Below are 17,729 nucleotides of genomic sequence, written 5' to 3'. Positions count from 1 at the left end.
TCGTACCAAAATCTCTTCTACTGTATGTCAATATCTTTATTCCCCCAGCGTCAACATAGTATCAATACAAGCCTTCGCCTTCACTCTCACATTCTCATCCAGCTTGATCTCTTCTCCGCCCTGACCGCAGACGCAATTATAAACATCCATCAATGTAGTCAGTTTCATATTGTGACATACACAGTCCTTAGACAACGGATAGAATTTCTTATCCGGACACTCGAACTGAAGATGCTGAACAATGCTGTTCTCCGTACCGATAATAAATTCTTTGGCATCGCTTTCTTTGGCATATTTCATAATTCCGGTAGTACTTCCAATATAATCAGCCATTGCAGAAACCTCTGGCAGACACTCCGGATGAACCAGTAACTTCGCTTCCGGATGGGCATCTCTTGCTTTTTTCACATCTCTCACGGACATTCTAAGATGAGTAGGGCATCCACCATGAACAAACTTAAATGTCTTCTCTGGAACCTGCTTCTCCACCCATGCGCCAAGGTTGCAGTCCGGGATAAACAGGATCTTGTCATTGTCGATATTGTTCACAATCTTCAACGCAGAAGAAGAAGTTACACACACATCACAAATCGTTTTCAGTTCGGAAGTGGTATTAATATAAGCTACAACTGTATAGTCCGGATTGGACTCTTTCAGTGCGGAAAGCATCTCCACATCCAGCTGCTCTGCCATTGGACATCCTGCGCCGCTATTGGAAAGGTAAACCTTTTTCTCCGGAGAAAGAATTTTTACTGTTTCTGCCATAAATCTTACACCACACATCAGCACGTTCTTCTGCGGAGCCTTAGCCGCCTGCTGGCTCAGTCCATAAGAATCACCTGTGTAATCTGCTACCTCCAGAATCTCATGGCTCTGGTATGCATGCGCCAGAATGCAGATATCTTTTTCCTTCTTTAAACGCAGAATTTCATCCTGCAGCTGTCTTGTTGTCATCATAATCGTTTTTCACTCCTGTGTTTTCATTTATTCCGGAACTTTAATTTTCCATGTATGCCCGAATGTGTCCTTAAATATCTTCTTACCCTCATTGGCTGCTAATAGCTCCACTCTTTTCGGACATTTTCTTAGGATTATATTACCTGCCGTCCTCACTGTCAACAAAAAAGTTTACAGCTATCTTGTCAATTGTAAAGTTTAGTGATATACTACAGGGCATGTCGTTCGGAAAATTTGAATCCGCACGCACCATTGTAATCATTCACAGAGAAATTTCATAAGCCTGCGCTTCAGATTACTTTTGCAAAATTTCTCTGTACACCAAATTTATCCACGAAAAAAGGACCATCAATTATGAAAACAGATATCCTCATCGCAGGAAGCGGCTGCTCCGGTCTTTACTGTGCCCTCCAGCTTCCCCGCGACAAAAAAATCACCGTCATCACCAAGTCCGACCTTACCAGTAACGATTCCTTTCTCGCCCAGGGCGGCATGTGCATGCTGAAAGAACAGTCCGACTATGACAGCTTTTTTGAAGACACCATGAAAGCCGGACACTACGAAAATGACAAAAAATCCGTAGAGATCATGATTAAAACCTCCCCGGAGGTTGTCAGGGATCTTGTTTCTTACGGTGCCCAGTTCGAGCGAAACGAAGACGGCAGTCTTGCCTACACCAAAGAAGGCGCCCATTCCACCAACCGTATTATTTTCCACGAGGATGTAACCGGAAAAGAGATCACCAGCACCCTTCTCCGCGAAGTCCAGAAGCTTTCCAATGTAGAACTTCTGGAATACACCACCCTGGTTGATATTCTGGAAAAAGACAACCACTGCTACGGCGCTGTGATCCGCCGTCCAGATGGTTCCCTTGACACCGTTACTGCAACCTATACCGTTCTGGCCAGCGGAGGGGTAGGTGGACTTTACAGACATTCCACCAACTTCCGCCACCTTACCGGCGACGCACTTGCTATTGCAGGTAAGCATAATATTGAACTGCAGAACCCGGATTACGTGCAGATCCACCCTACCACCTTCTACACCAAACATCCGGAAGACCGCAGCTTTCTGATTTCCGAATCTGTCCGTGGCGAAGGTGCCAGACTTTACGACAAAAACATGAACCGTTTCGTAAACGAGCTGCTGCCCCGTGATCTTCTTTCCCAGAAAATTCACGAACAGATGGCAAAAGACGACACCGACTTTGTCTGGGAAGACCTGCGCACTATCCCGGCAGAAACTCTTCGCCACCATTTTCCAAACATTGTTGAACACTGCAGGGAAATGGGCTATGATGTTTTCAAGGAATGTATCCCGGTTGTTCCGGCACAGCATTATTTCATGGGCGGCGTAAAAGTGGATTATCAGAGCCGTTCTTCCATGGAAAATCTCTATGTAGTAGGCGAGGCAGCCTGCAACGGTGTTCACGGCAAAAACCGTCTGGCAAGCAACTCCCTGCTGGAAAGCCTTGTTTTTGCAAGACGGGCTGCGCATGATATGGCAGAGCATGACCTGGCAGCGCAAACTGTAGCAACGCAAACTCCGGCAACACATACCCCTGCAGCGCAAACTCCGACAGTGCAAACTGCCAAAGAAGTTGCCGACTACTTAGCTTCCCACGTAGACTTCACCCCATACCAGGACATCCAGACTCTGGCCAAAACTTATCACCATCTTGCCACACAGGCCATCACCCTTGGCCAAAATCCAGAAGGCAGAAAGGAATTTTTATATGTATGATCAGGTAACTCTCGGATTAAATGTTGATCCGTTCATTTTAAGCGCATTAAAAGAAGATATCACAAGCGAAGACGTATCCACCAACAGCGTAATGCCAGATTCCACCCCAGGCGTTGTAGATCTTATCTGCAAAGAAGATGGAATCATCTGCGGACTCCAGGTTTTTGAGCGTGTTTTCACACTTCTGGATTCATCCACCAGAACTGAATTCTATGTAAAAGACGGAGACCACGTAGAAAATAAACAGCTTGTGGGAAAAATTTACGGAGATATCCGTGTGCTCCTTTGCGGAGAAAGAACCGCCCTCAACTATCTCCAGAGAATGAGCGGAATCGCCACCTACACCAGCCAGGTTGCAGCTCTTCTTGAGGGAACCGGGATCAAGCTTCTTGACACCAGAAAAACCACCCCGAACAACCGTATTTTCGAGAAATATTCCGTTCGTGTAGGCGGCGGCAATAACCACCGCTATAATCTTTCCGACGGCGTTCTTCTCAAGGACAATCACATCGGTGCCGCAGGAGGCGTAAAACAGGCCATCTCCATGGCAAAAGCCTACGCTCCTTTTGTCCGCAAAATTGAAATAGAGGTAGAAAACCTGGATATGGTAAAAGAGGCAGTAGAAGCTGGTGCGGACATTATCATGCTGGATAATATGACCACTGAACAGCTGAAAGAATCCATCGACTACATTGCCGGACGTGCCGAAATTGAAGTTTCCGGAAATGTAACAAAAGAAAATATTGCCAGACTCACTGGTTTGGGTGTAAATTATGTATCAAGCGGAGCACTTACACATTCTGCTCCTATTATGGATTTATCTATGAAGAATCTTCATCCGGTGGAGTAAGCCCTATTCGGCTGAACTCCCCCACCGACAGTAATTATCAGAATGGAAGTCACCTGTTTCCCGCCATCAACACGTCCCAAAACATGTTTGACAAAGGCTCCACACGGTAACAGGTAACTTTCATCACAAACCAGCAGACAGGAGATAAAAAATGAAAGGTGAAGAAAGACGAAAACAACTTCTGAATATCCTATCTTCCAGCAATAATCCCGTTTCCGGCGGTACCTTAGCTAAGGAATTAAATGTAAGCCGCCAGATTATTGTCCAGGATATTTCTCTCCTGCGTGCCAACGGAGCTACCATTTTTTCCACCAACAAAGGCTATCTGCTCCAGGAGGACAGGAAATATTCCAGAGTTTTTAAGGTTTATCACACAGATGATCAGGTTGAAGAGGAATTAAGCACCATCGTAGACGCCGGCGGCCAGATTCGCGACGTATTCGTCTACCACAAGGTCTACGGCGTGCTGAAAGCTGACATGGGAATCAAATCCCGCCGCGACATCCGCGCCTACATGGAGGAAATCAGCACTGGCAAATCCAGCCTTCTGAAAAATGTAACCTCCGGCTACCACTATCACACCATCGACGCCGAAAGCGAAGAAATTCTGGATGCCATTCAGGAAGAACTTCAGCAGAAGGGGTTCCTTGCGAAATTACAGGACTACGAGCCCGTGGATTTCTGGGGCGGTCAGGAATAAAAAGCGAAAAAATCTAAGAACCAGGCTGAGCACAAGTCTCATCCTGGTTCTTGTTATTCCAAAAGAATTTCAATCAACTCTGTTGTATTTAGAATATTTGAAAATATAAGGAAAACGCAATCTGTTACCTTCGTCTGACTATTTTGCTTTCCTGGTAATAGCGTTCCTTGTTCTTATACATTCTTTCATCTGCTTCTTTGGCAATGTCATAGATGTTATCCCATTCTTTCTCAGAACTGAAAACATATCCCCATGAGATTGTCATAGAATCCACCAGTTTCCCATGCCACTGTGCAACACGCCGGTCAAAGCTTTCTATTATGCTTTGAAATTCCTTTGTATTTCCGGTGATGATCACAACAAACTCATCTCCTCCGATTCTGTAGACATTTCCATACTTTCCAAAACTTTCCCTCATACAATTGGCCGCTGCACATATAAGTTCATCGCCTGCAGCATGTCCAAGAGAATCATTTGTATGTTTCAGGTTATTAAGATCCATGGAAATATATATCCATTCCTCGCGGAGATCAAGGTTGTTTATCCTTTCTTCGTATGCATATCGGTTAAAGCATCTTGTAAGTTCATCTGTGTTTGATATGTACAGCAGTTTTTCTTTTTCATATTTTTCTTTCATAACTCTTGAAAGCATGTAGAACATACAGCAGGAAGCCAATACAAGATACACGCCAACTATGAGAACCGCAAAAATATTTCCTTGCCGATAAAAGGAACTGTCTATAGTTACAGCTACAATATAGTCATCATACTGACTGAGTAAACATTTGCAGCGTTTTCCACCTATCCTTATGAGTCGGACATCTGTCTCGCCGCTTTTTTTATCAGATGATACAACAAGCCCTTCCAGTTTCACGCCTATCTGTCTGGAATCCGTAGCACCTTTTACAATTTTGGTCTGGGAGTCTGCCACGAAAATTTCGATTCCCTTATAAACAGGCATATCACTTACTACAGCGGAGATTTCGTTTTGCTTTAGTTCTTTAAGCAGACGCTTTGGTTCGATGCCGATCTGGATCATTCTGGTACCGGCTTCGTTCCATGTAATGGCATACATCAGTTCCTTTCCTTCAGCGGTATTCGGAGTAACATCCTGACACATGGTAAGCTTTTTATCTGTAAGCATAGGCTTAAAATATTCCATCTGCTCTCCGGAGTCAAAACTGAAGCCATAGTATTTAGGCAAAGTACCACTGTAGATATATCCGTTTTTATCAAACAGATGAATTTCGTCTACTAATATCAAATCTGCTATTTTCTGCAATTCTTCTACATCATATTCCACCTGTGGTTTTGCATCTATAATATAGGATACAGCCTTTGCTCTTACTATATAATCGTCCTTTAGCGATTCGATGAGTCCATTTTCACTATCATCATTTTTATTGAGCACGGTGATAACACGATCCAGCAGTATTTTTGACATCCTGTATGTATTACTGTCATTGACATACTTTAAAATTCCGGCTTCAAGCAATAATGCAATCGCAATGGTTGCAAACGCTAAAAAAACAAGCTTTTTTTTCTTCATAAATATATTTTATCATAATTTTCATATGTAAACCATACATAATTTGCATGAATTTTCTCCGAAATTACCGTTCGGTTACTGTTCACTCCATTCACAGTAATGCGCTTTGCGATGCACAAAAAGACGAACCTTCTTGTGACAAGCACAAGAAGTAGCGTTCACAACCAGGCCGGCAACTCATAAGATTTTTTTGTTATGTAAACCAGTCATACTCGCCTAATTGCCTTTCAAAAACTGTTGAATATGATAACTTCTTATTGTCACGAGCCAAAAAATTACCTCATCTCGTGCGCATAATTCCCCCATATTTTCACATACTATCCATACACTACAAAATATGGAAACCCACAAAACAAACAAGCTCTATAGTGTGTTTAAAAAAAGTCAATTGTTTCCCACAATTGCATCATAAAGTACAGGAGGAACAGATAAATGAAAGCCACAGGAATCGTAAGAAGAATAGATGATCTGGGCCGGGTGGTCATCCCAAAAGAAATCCGTCGGACCCTGCGAATCAAAGAAGGTACCCCACTTGAAATTTTTACCGACCGTGAAGGTGAAATCATTCTGAAAAAATACTCCCCAATCGGAGAGCTTAGCCTTTTTGCAAAAGAATACGCCGAGTCCCTCTCCCATTCCACCGGCATGCTTTCCTGCATCACCGACCACGACCAGGTAGTAGCTGCTGCCGGTCCGGGAAGTAAGGAATTCATTGGAAAATTGATCAGCAGCCAGCTGGAAGCTGTTATCAATGACAGAGAAGCCAAATGTCTTAGTGCCAAAGACCGTGGCAAAGTCCCTGTGGTGGATGAACAGCCAGCTCCATCCACATCCCAGGTTATCCAGCCCATCATAGCCGCCGGAGATGCTATCGGCAGTGTCATCCTCATGGGAAAAACCGACAAAGACATTCCCGGCGCCAGCGAAAAGCTTCTGGCGCAGACCGCTGCCGGGTTTCTTGGACGGCAGATGGAACAATAATTTTGTTATCGCTGCAGTCAACGTCTCGATAGAACCTGTTTGAAAAATTATTCCCGCAATCTGCCAGTGAACAGAAACTAAAAAACTGCTGTATCCATTTAACCCCTCTTCAAAGTCCATTAAATGGTACAGCAGTTTTCGAATTTATATACCTCAACAATCCTGTTCTGTTTTCTCTTCAGATACAGTGCTACCCTGCTTGCCCTGATCCCGCATCTTCTGCCTCTGCCTGGTAATATCAAAATACTCCGGCGAAATAATCCCACGGGCAACCAGTGCATCAAAAACCTCCTTCTGCGACCGCGTCATCACCATACCCACAGTTGAATTATAATCTGTAAGCACACATCCTGTCTTCTCGATCATCCAGAACAGTGCCGAATCATTCTCCGGGATCATCTTCCAAATCTCCTTCTCCGGATATGGCAAAAGCGCCATCATGGTCTGAAGATGGCCCTTCTCCTCAATCAATCTGTAATCCCCATCCGGCATAATAACGCCATCTGAGAAATTCGGAATCTGATCAGCTTTCTGCAAAAGCTCCTCTGTAATCTTCACCACAAGTTACCCCCTGTAAATTATTTTTTAACGGACATGTCGCCTGTCGGCGACATCACCATATATGAAAGTCAGCTGTTCCGCGCCTATGGCGCTCCCACAGCTGCCGACATCATTTATTTTTCACAGCACCGCACATGTTTTCCCCTATTATACCATGCCGCTTATATAAGTGCCACCAATTTAAATTTTCTCATTTTCATGAATTAATGAATAACCTCCAATTTTCTGGACACCCTATAAATACAGACAGGTACAACAGCTGTGAACAGAATGTATGTAGAGGTGAAAAGAATATGAGGAAAAACAGAACAGCAAAATTTATTTTCAACGGCGCTCTCCTTGCAGTTATGGCAGTTCTCGGAGTGACCGCTTACCAGGTTGCAAACAAACCAGAACATATTCAGGAAGTGCTTCCATTGGAAAGCACCAAGGAAAATGACACTGCCAAAGCAGATGGAGCCAACTCAACTGATGATTCGTCCCTTGCAGAAGCAGGTACTAACATGGTAGAAGCAGATTTGGACGGAATTTCCGATACCGGAATCCTAGACAGTGAGTCTTTGATAAACGAATCAGATAATTCATCCGCAACAGACATGGCAAGCCTTGACAATACCGTGGACTTAACCAATTCTGCTGACATTAACAATACCGCTGATATTTCCAGCTCCTCTGACATTGGAGAAAGTACCAGCGTAAACGCCCAGATCTCCCTGCACAAAGGACCGGAAATCAACTTCTCGGAAGATACATTAATGGAGTGGCCGGTAAACGGACATGTTCTCATTGATTACAGCATGGATCAGAGTGTTTACTTCCCAACTCTGGATCAGTATAAACTGAGCCCTGCGATTTCCGTACAAGCAGTGGAAGGTGCCCCTGTAGTTTCCGCAGTAAACGGAACCGTATATTCGATTGAAAATAATGCCCAAACTGGCACTACCGTCACCATGGAGCTTGGAAACGGCTACCAGGCAATCTATGGTCAGCTTACTGATCTGGACGTTGCTGAAGGCGATACCGTCACCAAAGGTTCCATCATAGGCTATGTCGCAGCTCCTACCATTTATTACAGCGAAGAAGGCAGTAACCTGTACTTCGCCATGAAAAAAGACGGAGAACCAATCGACCCGATCACGTATCTGCCGTAAAAAAAATTCAGTCCATGAAATATCAACATTCACAAAAGTAAAAAAACAACGTATAATAAAGCAGGTGGGAAAATCCGCAGTCGGTACCTAAATCCTACCTGCTTTTTCCAGTCCTTCCAGGCAGCTAAGAGCCCGGAACCCGCCATGGTAGCCATTCTGACACGCTATAGTATTCTTTTGGACTGCAAATAATATACCAGCTTACCGATTGCTTTTTATAAAAATAAGGAGCATTGTCAGCCAGTTAACAGCATGACGATACTCCTTTACATAAATATTTATTTAATTCCTAAACGGACATGTCGCCTGTTGGCGACATCACCATATATGAAAGTCAGCTGTTCCGCGCCTATAGCGCTCCCACAGCTGCCGACCGCATTCGTAATCCGGGCTATCACCCTACTTACTCATACGCTCTAGCCCGTCCGATATCCAATAATTCGCTCATGCAAGCATGGCTCATTCTTGGCTGCCGTCCGGGACTTTCATAGTAAAACATTAAGAACTTTCACCTTACACCCCAAAAAGGAGCCCCATGAATTACACCTACATCGTCCAGTGTGCCGACGGTACTCTTTACACCGGATGGACAAACTGTCTGGAAAAGCGCCTGAAAGCCCACAACAGCGGCAAAAACGGAGCCAAATACACCAAAACCAAACGTCCGGTAACTCTTGTCTACTACGAAGGCTACGCCACCAAAGAAGAAGCCATGAGCCGGGAATATGCAATCAAACAATTAACCCGGGCGAAAAAATTAGCCCTGATGGAATTTTAAAGGAGGTCACAGTTCCCTCTAAATATTAAAAGTTATTAAAAAACTTGTCTAAAATATTTTACCTTACCATATCATCAAATCGGCATATTCGCCACAAAACAATACATCACAATAAAATGACACGCGCTTCCCAGCATAATAAATACGTGGAAAATCTCATGTGACCCAAAATTCTTATGTTTCGCATTAAAGATGGGAAGCTTCAGTGCATAGATCACACCGCCAATCGTATAAATAATCCCTCCCGCCAGCAGCCAGCCAAATCCAGCCTTAGGCAATGCATGAATAATTGGCATGAACGCAAGCACACACAACCAGCCCATTCCAATATACAGCACAGAAGAAATCCATTTCGGACAAGTCACCCAGAATGCCTTAAATACAATTCCCAGAATTGCTGTCGCCCACACAAGTGCGCAAAGTATATATCCAATCTTGTTATGAAGAACAATCAGGCACACCGGCGTATAGCTTCCAGCGATCATTACAAAGATCATCATATGATCCAGCTTCTTCAGTCTGCGGTTCACCTTCGCCGTAGAATCAACGGAATGATAAAGAGTACTTGCCGCATAAAGCAGCATCATCGTAAGAATAAACACTCCCAGTGCCACGATATGAATATGATCGCTCCACTCTGACGAGCGAATCAATAAAGGCGCTGCTCCCACTGCTGCCAGAAGAAAAGCAATCCCATGTGTAATCGCACTTCCCGGATCTTTTAATTTAAATTTCATGATAGCACCTCCTAGAACTTTTCCAAAGCAACTTTGCAAGCAATCAGTTTGATCCCTGATCTGCAATGTTTTTGCAAACTTCATCATGTAGTTTTAATTACTACGTCATCAAGTATGTGTTATACTATAACACTTTTTTTGAAAAATTCAAGGGGTTTTATAAAACTTTTATAATAAAAGTAATTTTTCGATTTTCAGCAACATTTTTCACCTCTCCATCTCCATCACTGCCTCAACCTCCATCTCCGGAAAATATGTCTCCAATATCTCCTCCCAGCTACTCCCTTTCTTCGCCATCTCATTCCCCCCATACTGGGAAAATCCAATTCCATGTCCTTTTCCTTTGCATAAAAAGCGCACCATTTTTCCTACTTTCTGCACTGAAAAATCTGCGGAAGCCAGATGCATGCCCTGGCGAAAAGTCTCACCCTCAAGCCAGTTTCCATCAGTTGTCAGCGCAGTCACATAACCGGCACTATCTCGCTTTTTGACCACCAGCTTCGCAGGAAGCTGACTGGCAGGCACATATGTACTGTTTACATAATCTGGTGCCTCCCTGTCCTGACTACTTTCCACTGATTTCAGATAGCCATAATCTGCACTGTGAAAAACCTCTTTCCCATCCCTGGTTTTACCGCTGCTGATCTCATGATAGGGAACTAATTTCAGCTTTCCATTATATGTAAGAACCTGCCCGACTGTTGCCTCTGCCGCTGCTCCATACTGCTGCAGCTTATCCACCGCACTCGGTAATTTCCAGACACCTCCATACCCAACAACAAAACTCCTGCCACTATTTAATTCTGCTATTCGGAAAGATAACACCTCTTCATCTTCTGTCGCAGCTGTCATTTGCTCAACTCTTCTTTCCCTGTTTTTCCCTGCGATACTTTCACTTACTTCATCCAGAATTTCTCCTTCACTTTCCCCCTCCTCCAGCCGCCTGTACACCTCCGACCTTGCAATCACCGCCTGAGCTTTCACCGCTTCCTCCGCATAATCCCCTTTCATCTGTACCATCAACATCAGCGGAACCATATCCTCCACCCCCGGAGAATGCAGTAAAAGTGCTTTATCAGCCCCATTCAAGGCAATTGTACACATATACGGTAGTAATAAAATGAATGGAATAAACAGCCCTGAAGAATAAAAGCTCCGAAACCATTTTCTCATATATTTCCTGCCCTTTGCCATTGCTTAAAAATAATTGACATACCTGATGTTCCAGGTTTCAGGAATCTTTCTCGCTTTGCCCGCATAAGCAACAGCTCTCCTGTCTATCTCATTTCTCCTTATTATATGCACAATTGCAAAAACTTATTAACCGTAGTATACTGTACCCATTGTTGCGCAGACACGGTAACAAAGCGTGTAACTGCTAATTTTCAAAGTAAATATAACGGAGGTTTTTCATGGCCGCACTCTTTCTCGCACCCCTATACATCCTGATCAATGCATACGTTGTCCGTTGGATGATACGATGGATGGGCGCCTGTCACAGACTTTTTCAGACAATGGCATTTCGCGCTTCCTTTATAGGAGTTTACATAATATTAGCAACAGCCCTGCTCACCGGCTTTCTCATCAAAAAGCCGGCCAACCTGCACCGTATTCTCAAGCATACAGGTAACTATTTTCTCGGAACTTTCATCTATATTCTGCTGGTAATCGCTGTCGTTGATTTTGGCCGTCTGATACTGAAATACATATTCCATGCCCCGTTTATCGGGCACCGCAGCACTTTCGTCATCACAGGCCTGATCTGCACCATACTGATCATCAGCCTCAGTGTTTACGGAATCCTTCATGTAACCCATGTGAAAACTACACCTTATGAGATAAACGTTGAAAAAACAGTTGACGGCATGGATTCCCTGAAAATAGTCCTTCTCGCTGATACCCATTTCGGCTACAGCATGGGAACCGCCCAGGCAAAACGAATTGTGAAAAAGATCAATACTGAAAATCCAGATGTAGTCTGTATCGCAGGTGATATTTTCGATAATGAATATGACGCCATTTCCAAACCAGATAAATTAAAAGAAATTTTAAAAGGAATTAAGTCCAAATATGGAGTTTACGCCTGCTGGGGCAATCACGACCTGAACGAACCAATCCTGGCAGGTTTCACCTTCAACGGAACAGAAGATAACTACAACGATCCCAGAATGGAAGAATTTCTTACAGACGCAGGAATCCACCTGCTAGACGATGAAGCTGTTCTGATCGACAACAAATTTTATATTGTCGGCCGCCGGGATGCCTCCCGCTGTGAAAAAGTAGAAGGCTCCAGAGCCACTCCGTCCCAGCTTACCGAATCGCTGGACCAGGGAAAACCAATTATTTTCATTGACCATCAGCCAAAAGAATTGGACAAGACAGCTGCTGCCGGTGTTGACCTTGACCTTTGTGGTCACACCCATGACGGCCAGATTTTTCCCGGAAACCTGATTATCCATCTATTCTGGGAAAATTCCTGTGGCTACCTTCGAAAAGGAACTATGCACAACATTGTCACTTCCGGGGCCGGGATCTGGGGTCCGAACATGAGAGTCGGCACCAACAGCGAAATCTGTCCGATTACAGTTCATTTTAACAATTAATGTAACTATTCCGCAGATGCTATACCGCGAGATGTTTTCGTGAACATAGTTCACAGTTACCAATTAATTTTTCAAATATTGCCGGTTCAGATTTTAAGCCATTCCAACCATGCTTCACTGTATTTATATACAGAGCCAACCATTACATATCCACCTGACAATATAGGTTTCATAGTTACATTAAATCAACCGATTATGCCTCTACGGACTGCCTCTGCACCCCCATCGTTCCATGCAAGGCAGTCCTTTCTCATGTGAAACATCCCGTATCCGATTTCCCCTTCTTCCTCGCAGCCCAGCCCTTTCCACTAAAGCCTGTCCACGCTTCACCACATCTATTCCTTCCAGCATCTTTCCCTGGAAAAATCTTCCCACTATACCTTTTTCATATATCTCATAAGCTTCATGCGCGCCCAGCTCCCAGCCAGTCACCACACTCAGCCATCCATTCATCCTTACAGCCAGTCCGCCGATTCCATCAATCAGTCCCTTTATTCCCTGCATACCCCGTCCATTTTCACTCATCACTCCCATGAAAAAGCAAGTCACCACGGTCATCACCATATTGAAACGTTCTTTCAAACTGAATTTATTTTCCCGGTTGAAATATTTTTTCAATAATCTCATAAAGGCCCTCCTTCTTGTCATGCCTGTCCAAAATCCAAAAGCTTATCACCGCTGCTGTCTCCTAATGCAATTAACTTTGTACCATTTCGGGCACTTTTTCTGCCTCCGGCAGACTGCACGGACAGCTCACAGCAAACAGCCGCCAGAATATGCCTGAAAAAACATCTCAGCGAACTGCGCACTTTTCGTGATTGTGCAGGGTCTAGTACATCAAATATTAAGTAACTGCCATATTGACTTGTCTGATTTTTCATCTGCTGCGTCAATATAGCAGATACTTAATTTTCGATGTACTAGTAATATTTATGTCTGCCAATACAACCCATAGAACCATTTTTTATAAATTTTCCCCATTTCACCCCTTATTGACACACTTGTCCCCCACTGCTACAATAACCCTAACAACAACTTTTACCGCTTTCCCAAAGAAAGGAGCACCTTATGGCAAAAGAACAGATTGCAGTTGCAGAACTGATTACAAACATTATTCTGGGAAAAACGGACGGAGCCAGCCGGGTAGATTTCTTCCCGCAAAAGCCTAAATTTCCATTTGACAAACCATACGAGCAGCCATTTCCCCGCGCCACGCCGGAGAGCCAGGGTATTTCCTCTGACATGCTGGCCGACTTGCTGCGGGATCTGGACACTTCACACTATACAGACATGCACCATTTCATGGTTCTCCGAAATGGAAAGGTCATCTGCGAGGCTAATTTCGCCCCCTACCGCAGCCGAATCTGGCACGTGACCCATTCCATGTGCAAAAGCATCACCGGCATGGCAATTGGTCTTCTGGTTGAGGAAGGCAAGCTTTCTCTGGACGAGAACATTTACGACATTTTTCAGAAAAAGCTGAACACCTTTAACAAGATTTTCCGCCCTAAAGTCACTGTAGAAAATCTTCTCACAATGACCAGCGGCGTCACTTTCAACGAATCTGGGATCGTCTCTGGAAACGACTGGCTCACCAGCTACCTGAATTCTTCCATCAGCGGCACCCCCGGGGAAAATTTCCAGTACAACAGCCTGAATACCTACGTTCTGTCCGCCATCGTCACGGAACGCACCGGTCAGTCACTTACCGAGTATCTGGAACCACGGCTTTTCGCTCCCCTTGGAATCACCCGCTATTTCTGGGAAACCTGCCCTAAGGGCATTACCAAAGGCGGCTGGGGACTTTTCCTCTGCACCGAAGACATGGCAAAATTAGGTCAGCTTTATCTACAAAAAGGTAAATGGAACGGTCAACAGATTATCCCGGAATTCTGGGTTGAAGTCTCCACCGCCAAGCATAAGGAAAGCATTGAAGGTACTTTCGGCTATGGCTACCAGCTGTGGATGGAAGCTCGCCCGGGCAGCTTTGAATTCAATGGAATGCTTGGTCAGAATGTAATCGTTTACCCTGACATGAACATGGTAGTCGTCACAAACGCCGGAAATAACGAACTTTTCCAGAACTGCGTCATGCTGAACATTATCCGCAAGCATTTTCCGCGCAACTTTCATCCTGCAGATATTCTGCCTGAAAACCCATGTGCCCAGACACTCCTGAACCGCCTGACTGCCGAGCTTGAAAACGGCACTCACGCGCCTCAGACACTTCCAGCCCTCCGAAAAGGCGGCTGGAAAAAAAATCCATCTGGGCTCCGCCACAGTACTAACACCAGACCGAATACCTGGAATTACGTGAAAGGACTTCCTGAACCGAATCCTTACCAGTTCACCCAACAGCTTGATGGCAAAATTTTTGAACTTTCTCCACAGAGCATTGGTCTTTTCCCGCTGTTTATCCAGATTTTCCACAATAATATGACGGAAGGTGTGCAAAAGATTTCATTCGCCTGTGAAAAAGGCAATTTCTCCGTAAACTTTCTGGAATCCGGCGAATGGCACAGCATCCCGACCGGACTTGGAAAATTCAAAGAATCCTGGCTTACCCTCCACGAGGAAAGCTATCTGATTGCAGCCTCCGGAGATTTCACTACAGATGAAAACGGAACCGCCGTCCTAAAGCTGGACTTCACTTTCCTTGAAGAATGTGTTCGAAGAAAAATCAACATTTTCTTCCTGCCTGAAGATGAAATTCTCATCCGCTGGTACGAAACACCAGGCAAAGGCATGATCATGGAAGGTCTGGAATCCATCACCGAAGAAATCTCCAACAACTTTCTCTATGGAGCCTTCAAGGGAACAGGCGGCCTGGAGCTCCTTCACAGGGTAATGGAACAGACTATTGAACCGGTTTCGCATGGGTATCTGGTGACACCTGCTGAAGTGGCTCCGGAACAGGGATCAGTTTCATCCTTAAATGAATCAGATTGCAGAGAACTTTCAGCAGAACCCAGTGAAATAACGACCACTTCCTATTCTACAGAAAGTTTGTAATGCACCATATATCGCACTTTAATAGCAATAAAATTTTTTTCGACCAAATATGCGGTCAATCAGGAGGTACCCCATGATTTCCCAGGAAAAACGCTTAATCATCACCTTTCGCTGCACCACCGACGCCATCGCCATGGAGAAATCCTGCAAAGCCACTGGTGCTCCAGGAAGACTGATTCCGGTTCCAAGAAGTATCTCTGCCAGCTGCGGACTTTCCTGGTGTGCGCCCCCCACAAGCCGCACTGCCCTTGAGAAACTACTTCAGGAGCAAGACCTGGATCCAGAGGGCATATATGAGTGTATAATTTAATTATTAAACAGGCTCTAGAGCGTGTCTGAAAAAGGCTTTCTGCAAGATGTGCGTCACAATTTGTGGGAGATTTCGCCCGGATGAGGGCGCCGTAGCGGGCTACGGCAACTGAATTCGGGCGAAATATACCGCAAAGTGGGATGTGCAGATTGCGGGAATGATTTTTCAAACAGGCTCTAATGCAGTACAAATTAATTTTCAGCATTACTCACGCAATATATTAAAAATTTACTGTGTCAGAGTATCCATTACTTAATATATGCTGTATTATAGAGTCTGTTAAAAAATATCAATTCAAAAAATACAATATAGATAGTAGGAGGAATTACACATGGAAACCAAAACATTTGATGCAAGAGGAATGGCCTGCCCACTCCCAGTTGTAAACGCAAAGAAAGAATCCGAAGAAATGACAAATGGCGGCACCCTTATCATTCTCGTTGACAATGAAATTGCCGTCCAGAACCTTACCAAATTTGGCAACAGCAAAGGCTTTACAGTCTCTTCTGAGAAAAAAACAGAGAAAGATTTCACCGTAACCTTCCAGATTCCGGAAAACAGCACAACCTCAACACCAGCAGCTGAATCTGCCGTTCCCGCCTGCACCCCGGATTCCAAAAAACATGGTCTTGTAGCCGTCCTTTCCGCCAATACCATGGGAAATGGTGAAGAACAGCTTGGAAAGATTCTTATGAAATCCTTCATTTTCGCTCTCACCAAACAGGATCAGCTCCCAGAGATCATTCTGTGCTACAACTCCGGAGCATCCCTTACCTGCGAAGACTCCGATTCCCTGGAAGATCTGAAATCTTTGGAAGCCGAGGGTGTAAAGATTCTCACCTGCGGTACCTGCCTTGATTTCTATGGTTTAAAAGAAAAACTGGCAGTTGGTGGCGTTACTAATATGTACGAAATTGTAGAAATTATGGAAAGCGCAGGAACTATCGTGCGCCCATAATAATTACTGTTTACTCCGTTCACAAAAATACCTTACAGAACATTACCAGTGAACAATAAACCAATAATTCTCTAAATAACTTCTAAATAATGAAAATCCACGCTTTAAAATCACTAATTTTCTCAGTAATCAAATTTTTGGCCTTAAGAAAATTTCAAAATTAAAGCGTGGATTTTTACTATTATATGAGACATATCTGAGACATCTTATTTTCAATGGGATACAAATGGGACATATGCTTGGGATTAATTAGAGCGTGTTTGAGAATTATAAGAAAATATAAAAAGACCGGAAACCCTCATAAACAAAGGATTTCCGGCATTTCTTGAAGTGAAGCATCGGGGATTCGAACCCCGGACAACTTGATTAAAAGTCAAGTGCTCTACCAACTGAGCTAATGCTCCATATTAAATTTGTCATATATTTCACATCTTAAACGCCAAGTTTTTTTCTAAACAACCTTCGGCATTTAAAATGCCCAGAGCCGGAATCGAACCAGCGACACGAGGATTTTCAGTCCTCTGCTCTACCAACTGAGCTATCTGGGCATAAGTAGCGGGAATAGGATTTGAACCTATGACCTTCGGGTTATGAGCCCGACGAGCTTCCAGACTGCTCCATCCCGCGATATATTCTTTTAAAACCAAAAGCCGATGATCGGACTCGAACCGATAACCTGCTGATTACAAATCAGCTGCTCTGCCAATTGAGCCACATCGGCACGTAACCACTGGCTACAACAGATGAATTATATTCATCAAATGGATGGAGAAGGATTCGAACCTTCGAAGGCATCGCCAGCAGATTTACAGTCTGTCCCCTTTGGCCACTCGGGAATC

General features: G+C 44.2%; 16 protein-coding genes, 5 tRNA genes and 1 pseudogene. 11 read left to right on the top strand and 11 right to left on the bottom strand.

What is annotated here, in order from left to right; all coding sequences use genetic code 11:
- Positions 1-36: 36 nt before the first annotated feature.
- Positions 37-957 carry a quinolinate synthase NadA gene (nadA, locus tag ACESTK_RS02065; RefSeq protein ID WP_202031493.1) on the bottom strand — a complete coding sequence of 307 codons (921 nt, stop codon included), beginning with the start codon at positions 955-957 and terminating at the stop codon, positions 37-39.
- Between the two features lie 354 nt (positions 958-1,311).
- Here nadA and ACESTK_RS02060 point away from each other — a divergent pair, with 354 nt between their 5' ends.
- The 3 genes from ACESTK_RS02060 to ACESTK_RS02050 all read left to right on the top strand — a co-directional run bounded on the left by ACESTK_RS02060 (position 1,312) and on the right by ACESTK_RS02050 (position 4,250).
- Positions 1,312-2,700 (top strand): L-aspartate oxidase, encoded by a 1,389-nt coding sequence (locus ACESTK_RS02060; protein ID WP_373118393.1) that lies wholly within the window; start codon positions 1,312-1,314, stop codon positions 2,698-2,700.
- Complete coding sequence (gene nadC / locus ACESTK_RS02055; protein WP_373118390.1) at positions 2,693-3,550, top strand: carboxylating nicotinate-nucleotide diphosphorylase; 858 nt, start codon at positions 2,693-2,695, stop codon at positions 3,548-3,550. Before ACESTK_RS02060 ends, nadC begins: the two co-directional genes overlap by 8 nt.
- A gap of 151 nt (positions 3,551-3,701) precedes the next feature.
- Positions 3,702-4,250 carry a transcription repressor NadR gene (locus ACESTK_RS02050; RefSeq protein WP_173717472.1) on the top strand — a complete coding sequence of 183 codons (549 nt, stop codon included), beginning with the start codon at positions 3,702-3,704 and terminating at the stop codon, positions 4,248-4,250.
- Between the two features lie 124 nt (positions 4,251-4,374).
- Here the strand turns inward: ACESTK_RS02050 and ACESTK_RS02045 are convergent, their stop codons facing one another.
- Complete coding sequence (locus ACESTK_RS02045) at positions 4,375-5,799, bottom strand: GGDEF domain-containing protein (protein ID WP_373118387.1); 1,425 nt, start codon at positions 5,797-5,799, stop codon at positions 4,375-4,377.
- Positions 5,800-6,231: 432 nt separating this feature from the next.
- On the opposite strand from ACESTK_RS02045, the gene spoVT reads away from it, so the two are divergent.
- Positions 6,232-6,780, top strand: a complete 549-nt coding sequence (gene spoVT / locus ACESTK_RS02040) for a stage V sporulation protein T (RefSeq protein ID WP_173717488.1) — start codon at positions 6,232-6,234, stop codon at positions 6,778-6,780.
- Positions 6,781-6,933: 153 nt separating this feature from the next.
- Here spoVT and ACESTK_RS02035 read toward each other — a convergent pair whose 3' ends face one another.
- Entirely contained in the window at positions 6,934-7,341 is a 408-nt protein-coding gene (locus ACESTK_RS02035) for a hypothetical protein (RefSeq protein WP_226837975.1), read from the bottom strand.
- Between the two features lie 293 nt (positions 7,342-7,634).
- Here ACESTK_RS02035 and ACESTK_RS02030 point away from each other — a divergent pair, with 293 nt between their 5' ends.
- Together ACESTK_RS02030 and ACESTK_RS02025 are read left to right on the top strand one after the other, a co-directional pair.
- On the top strand, positions 7,635-8,492 hold the full coding sequence (locus ACESTK_RS02030) for a M23 family metallopeptidase (protein WP_173717489.1): 858 nt from the start codon (positions 7,635-7,637) through the stop codon (positions 8,490-8,492).
- A 535-nt stretch (positions 8,493-9,027) separates the two neighbouring features.
- Entirely contained in the window at positions 9,028-9,270 is a 243-nt protein-coding gene (locus ACESTK_RS02025) for a GIY-YIG nuclease family protein (RefSeq protein ID WP_148463437.1), read from the top strand.
- A 74-nt stretch (positions 9,271-9,344) separates the two neighbouring features.
- Here ACESTK_RS02025 and ACESTK_RS02020 read toward each other — a convergent pair whose 3' ends face one another.
- Together ACESTK_RS02020 and ACESTK_RS02015 are read right to left on the bottom strand one after the other, a co-directional pair.
- Positions 9,345-10,007 carry a hemolysin III family protein gene (locus ACESTK_RS02020; RefSeq protein ID WP_118583187.1) on the bottom strand — a complete coding sequence of 221 codons (663 nt, stop codon included), beginning with the start codon at positions 10,005-10,007 and terminating at the stop codon, positions 9,345-9,347.
- Between the two features lie 207 nt (positions 10,008-10,214).
- Positions 10,215-11,180 carry a SpoIID/LytB domain-containing protein gene (locus ACESTK_RS02015; protein ID WP_373118382.1) on the bottom strand — a complete coding sequence of 322 codons (966 nt, stop codon included), beginning with the start codon at positions 11,178-11,180 and terminating at the stop codon, positions 10,215-10,217.
- Between the two features lie 239 nt (positions 11,181-11,419).
- Here ACESTK_RS02015 and ACESTK_RS02010 point away from each other — a divergent pair, with 239 nt between their 5' ends.
- Complete coding sequence (locus tag ACESTK_RS02010; RefSeq protein ID WP_195391718.1) at positions 11,420-12,610, top strand: metallophosphoesterase; 1,191 nt, start codon at positions 11,420-11,422, stop codon at positions 12,608-12,610.
- Positions 12,611-12,811: 201 nt separating this feature from the next.
- On the opposite strand, the gene ACESTK_RS02005 is transcribed toward ACESTK_RS02010, so the two are convergent.
- Positions 12,812-13,237, bottom strand: a complete 426-nt coding sequence (locus tag ACESTK_RS02005) for a hypothetical protein (protein WP_118583182.1) — start codon at positions 13,235-13,237, stop codon at positions 12,812-12,814.
- Positions 13,238-13,678: 441 nt separating this feature from the next.
- Between ACESTK_RS02005 and ACESTK_RS02000 the strand changes: the two genes are divergently transcribed.
- From ACESTK_RS02000 to yedF, 4 genes and pseudogenes are all read left to right on the top strand, one after another.
- Complete coding sequence (locus tag ACESTK_RS02000; protein WP_373118379.1) at positions 13,679-15,622, top strand: serine hydrolase domain-containing protein; 1,944 nt, start codon at positions 13,679-13,681, stop codon at positions 15,620-15,622.
- A gap of 73 nt (positions 15,623-15,695) precedes the next feature.
- Positions 15,696-15,932 (top strand): DUF3343 domain-containing protein, encoded by a 237-nt coding sequence (locus ACESTK_RS01995; RefSeq protein ID WP_118583176.1) that lies wholly within the window; start codon positions 15,696-15,698, stop codon positions 15,930-15,932.
- Between the two features lie 46 nt (positions 15,933-15,978).
- A pseudogene (locus ACESTK_RS01990) lies at positions 15,979-16,188 on the top strand (DUF6783 domain-containing protein).
- A gap of 75 nt (positions 16,189-16,263) precedes the next feature.
- On the top strand, positions 16,264-16,890 hold the full coding sequence (gene yedF / locus ACESTK_RS01985; protein ID WP_118583174.1) for a sulfurtransferase-like selenium metabolism protein YedF: 627 nt from the start codon (positions 16,264-16,266) through the stop codon (positions 16,888-16,890).
- Between the two features lie 331 nt (positions 16,891-17,221).
- On the opposite strand, the gene ACESTK_RS01980 is transcribed toward yedF, so the two are convergent.
- The 5 genes from ACESTK_RS01980 to ACESTK_RS01960 all read right to left on the bottom strand — a co-directional run bounded on the left by ACESTK_RS01980 (position 17,222) and on the right by ACESTK_RS01960 (position 17,728).
- Positions 17,222-17,294, bottom strand: a tRNA-Lys gene (locus ACESTK_RS01980).
- Positions 17,295-17,365: 71 nt separating this feature from the next.
- Positions 17,366-17,438 (bottom strand) — tRNA-Phe (locus ACESTK_RS01975).
- 5 nt (positions 17,439-17,443) lie between these two features.
- A tRNA-Met gene (locus ACESTK_RS01970) sits at positions 17,444-17,517 on the bottom strand.
- A 21-nt stretch (positions 17,518-17,538) separates the two neighbouring features.
- Positions 17,539-17,611: transfer RNA gene (locus ACESTK_RS01965), tRNA-Thr, on the bottom strand.
- Between the two features lie 41 nt (positions 17,612-17,652).
- Positions 17,653-17,728, bottom strand: a tRNA-Tyr gene (locus tag ACESTK_RS01960).
- Between the last annotated feature and the right edge of the window lies 1 nt (position 17,729).

The organism is Ruminococcus sp. Marseille-P328 (assembly GCF_964249465.1).
Lineage (GTDB): Bacteria > Bacillota > Clostridia > Lachnospirales > Lachnospiraceae > Blautia_A > Blautia_A faecis.
Note: the sequence above shows the minus strand (reverse complement) of the source record. Positions and strands in the feature narration are given on the sequence as shown.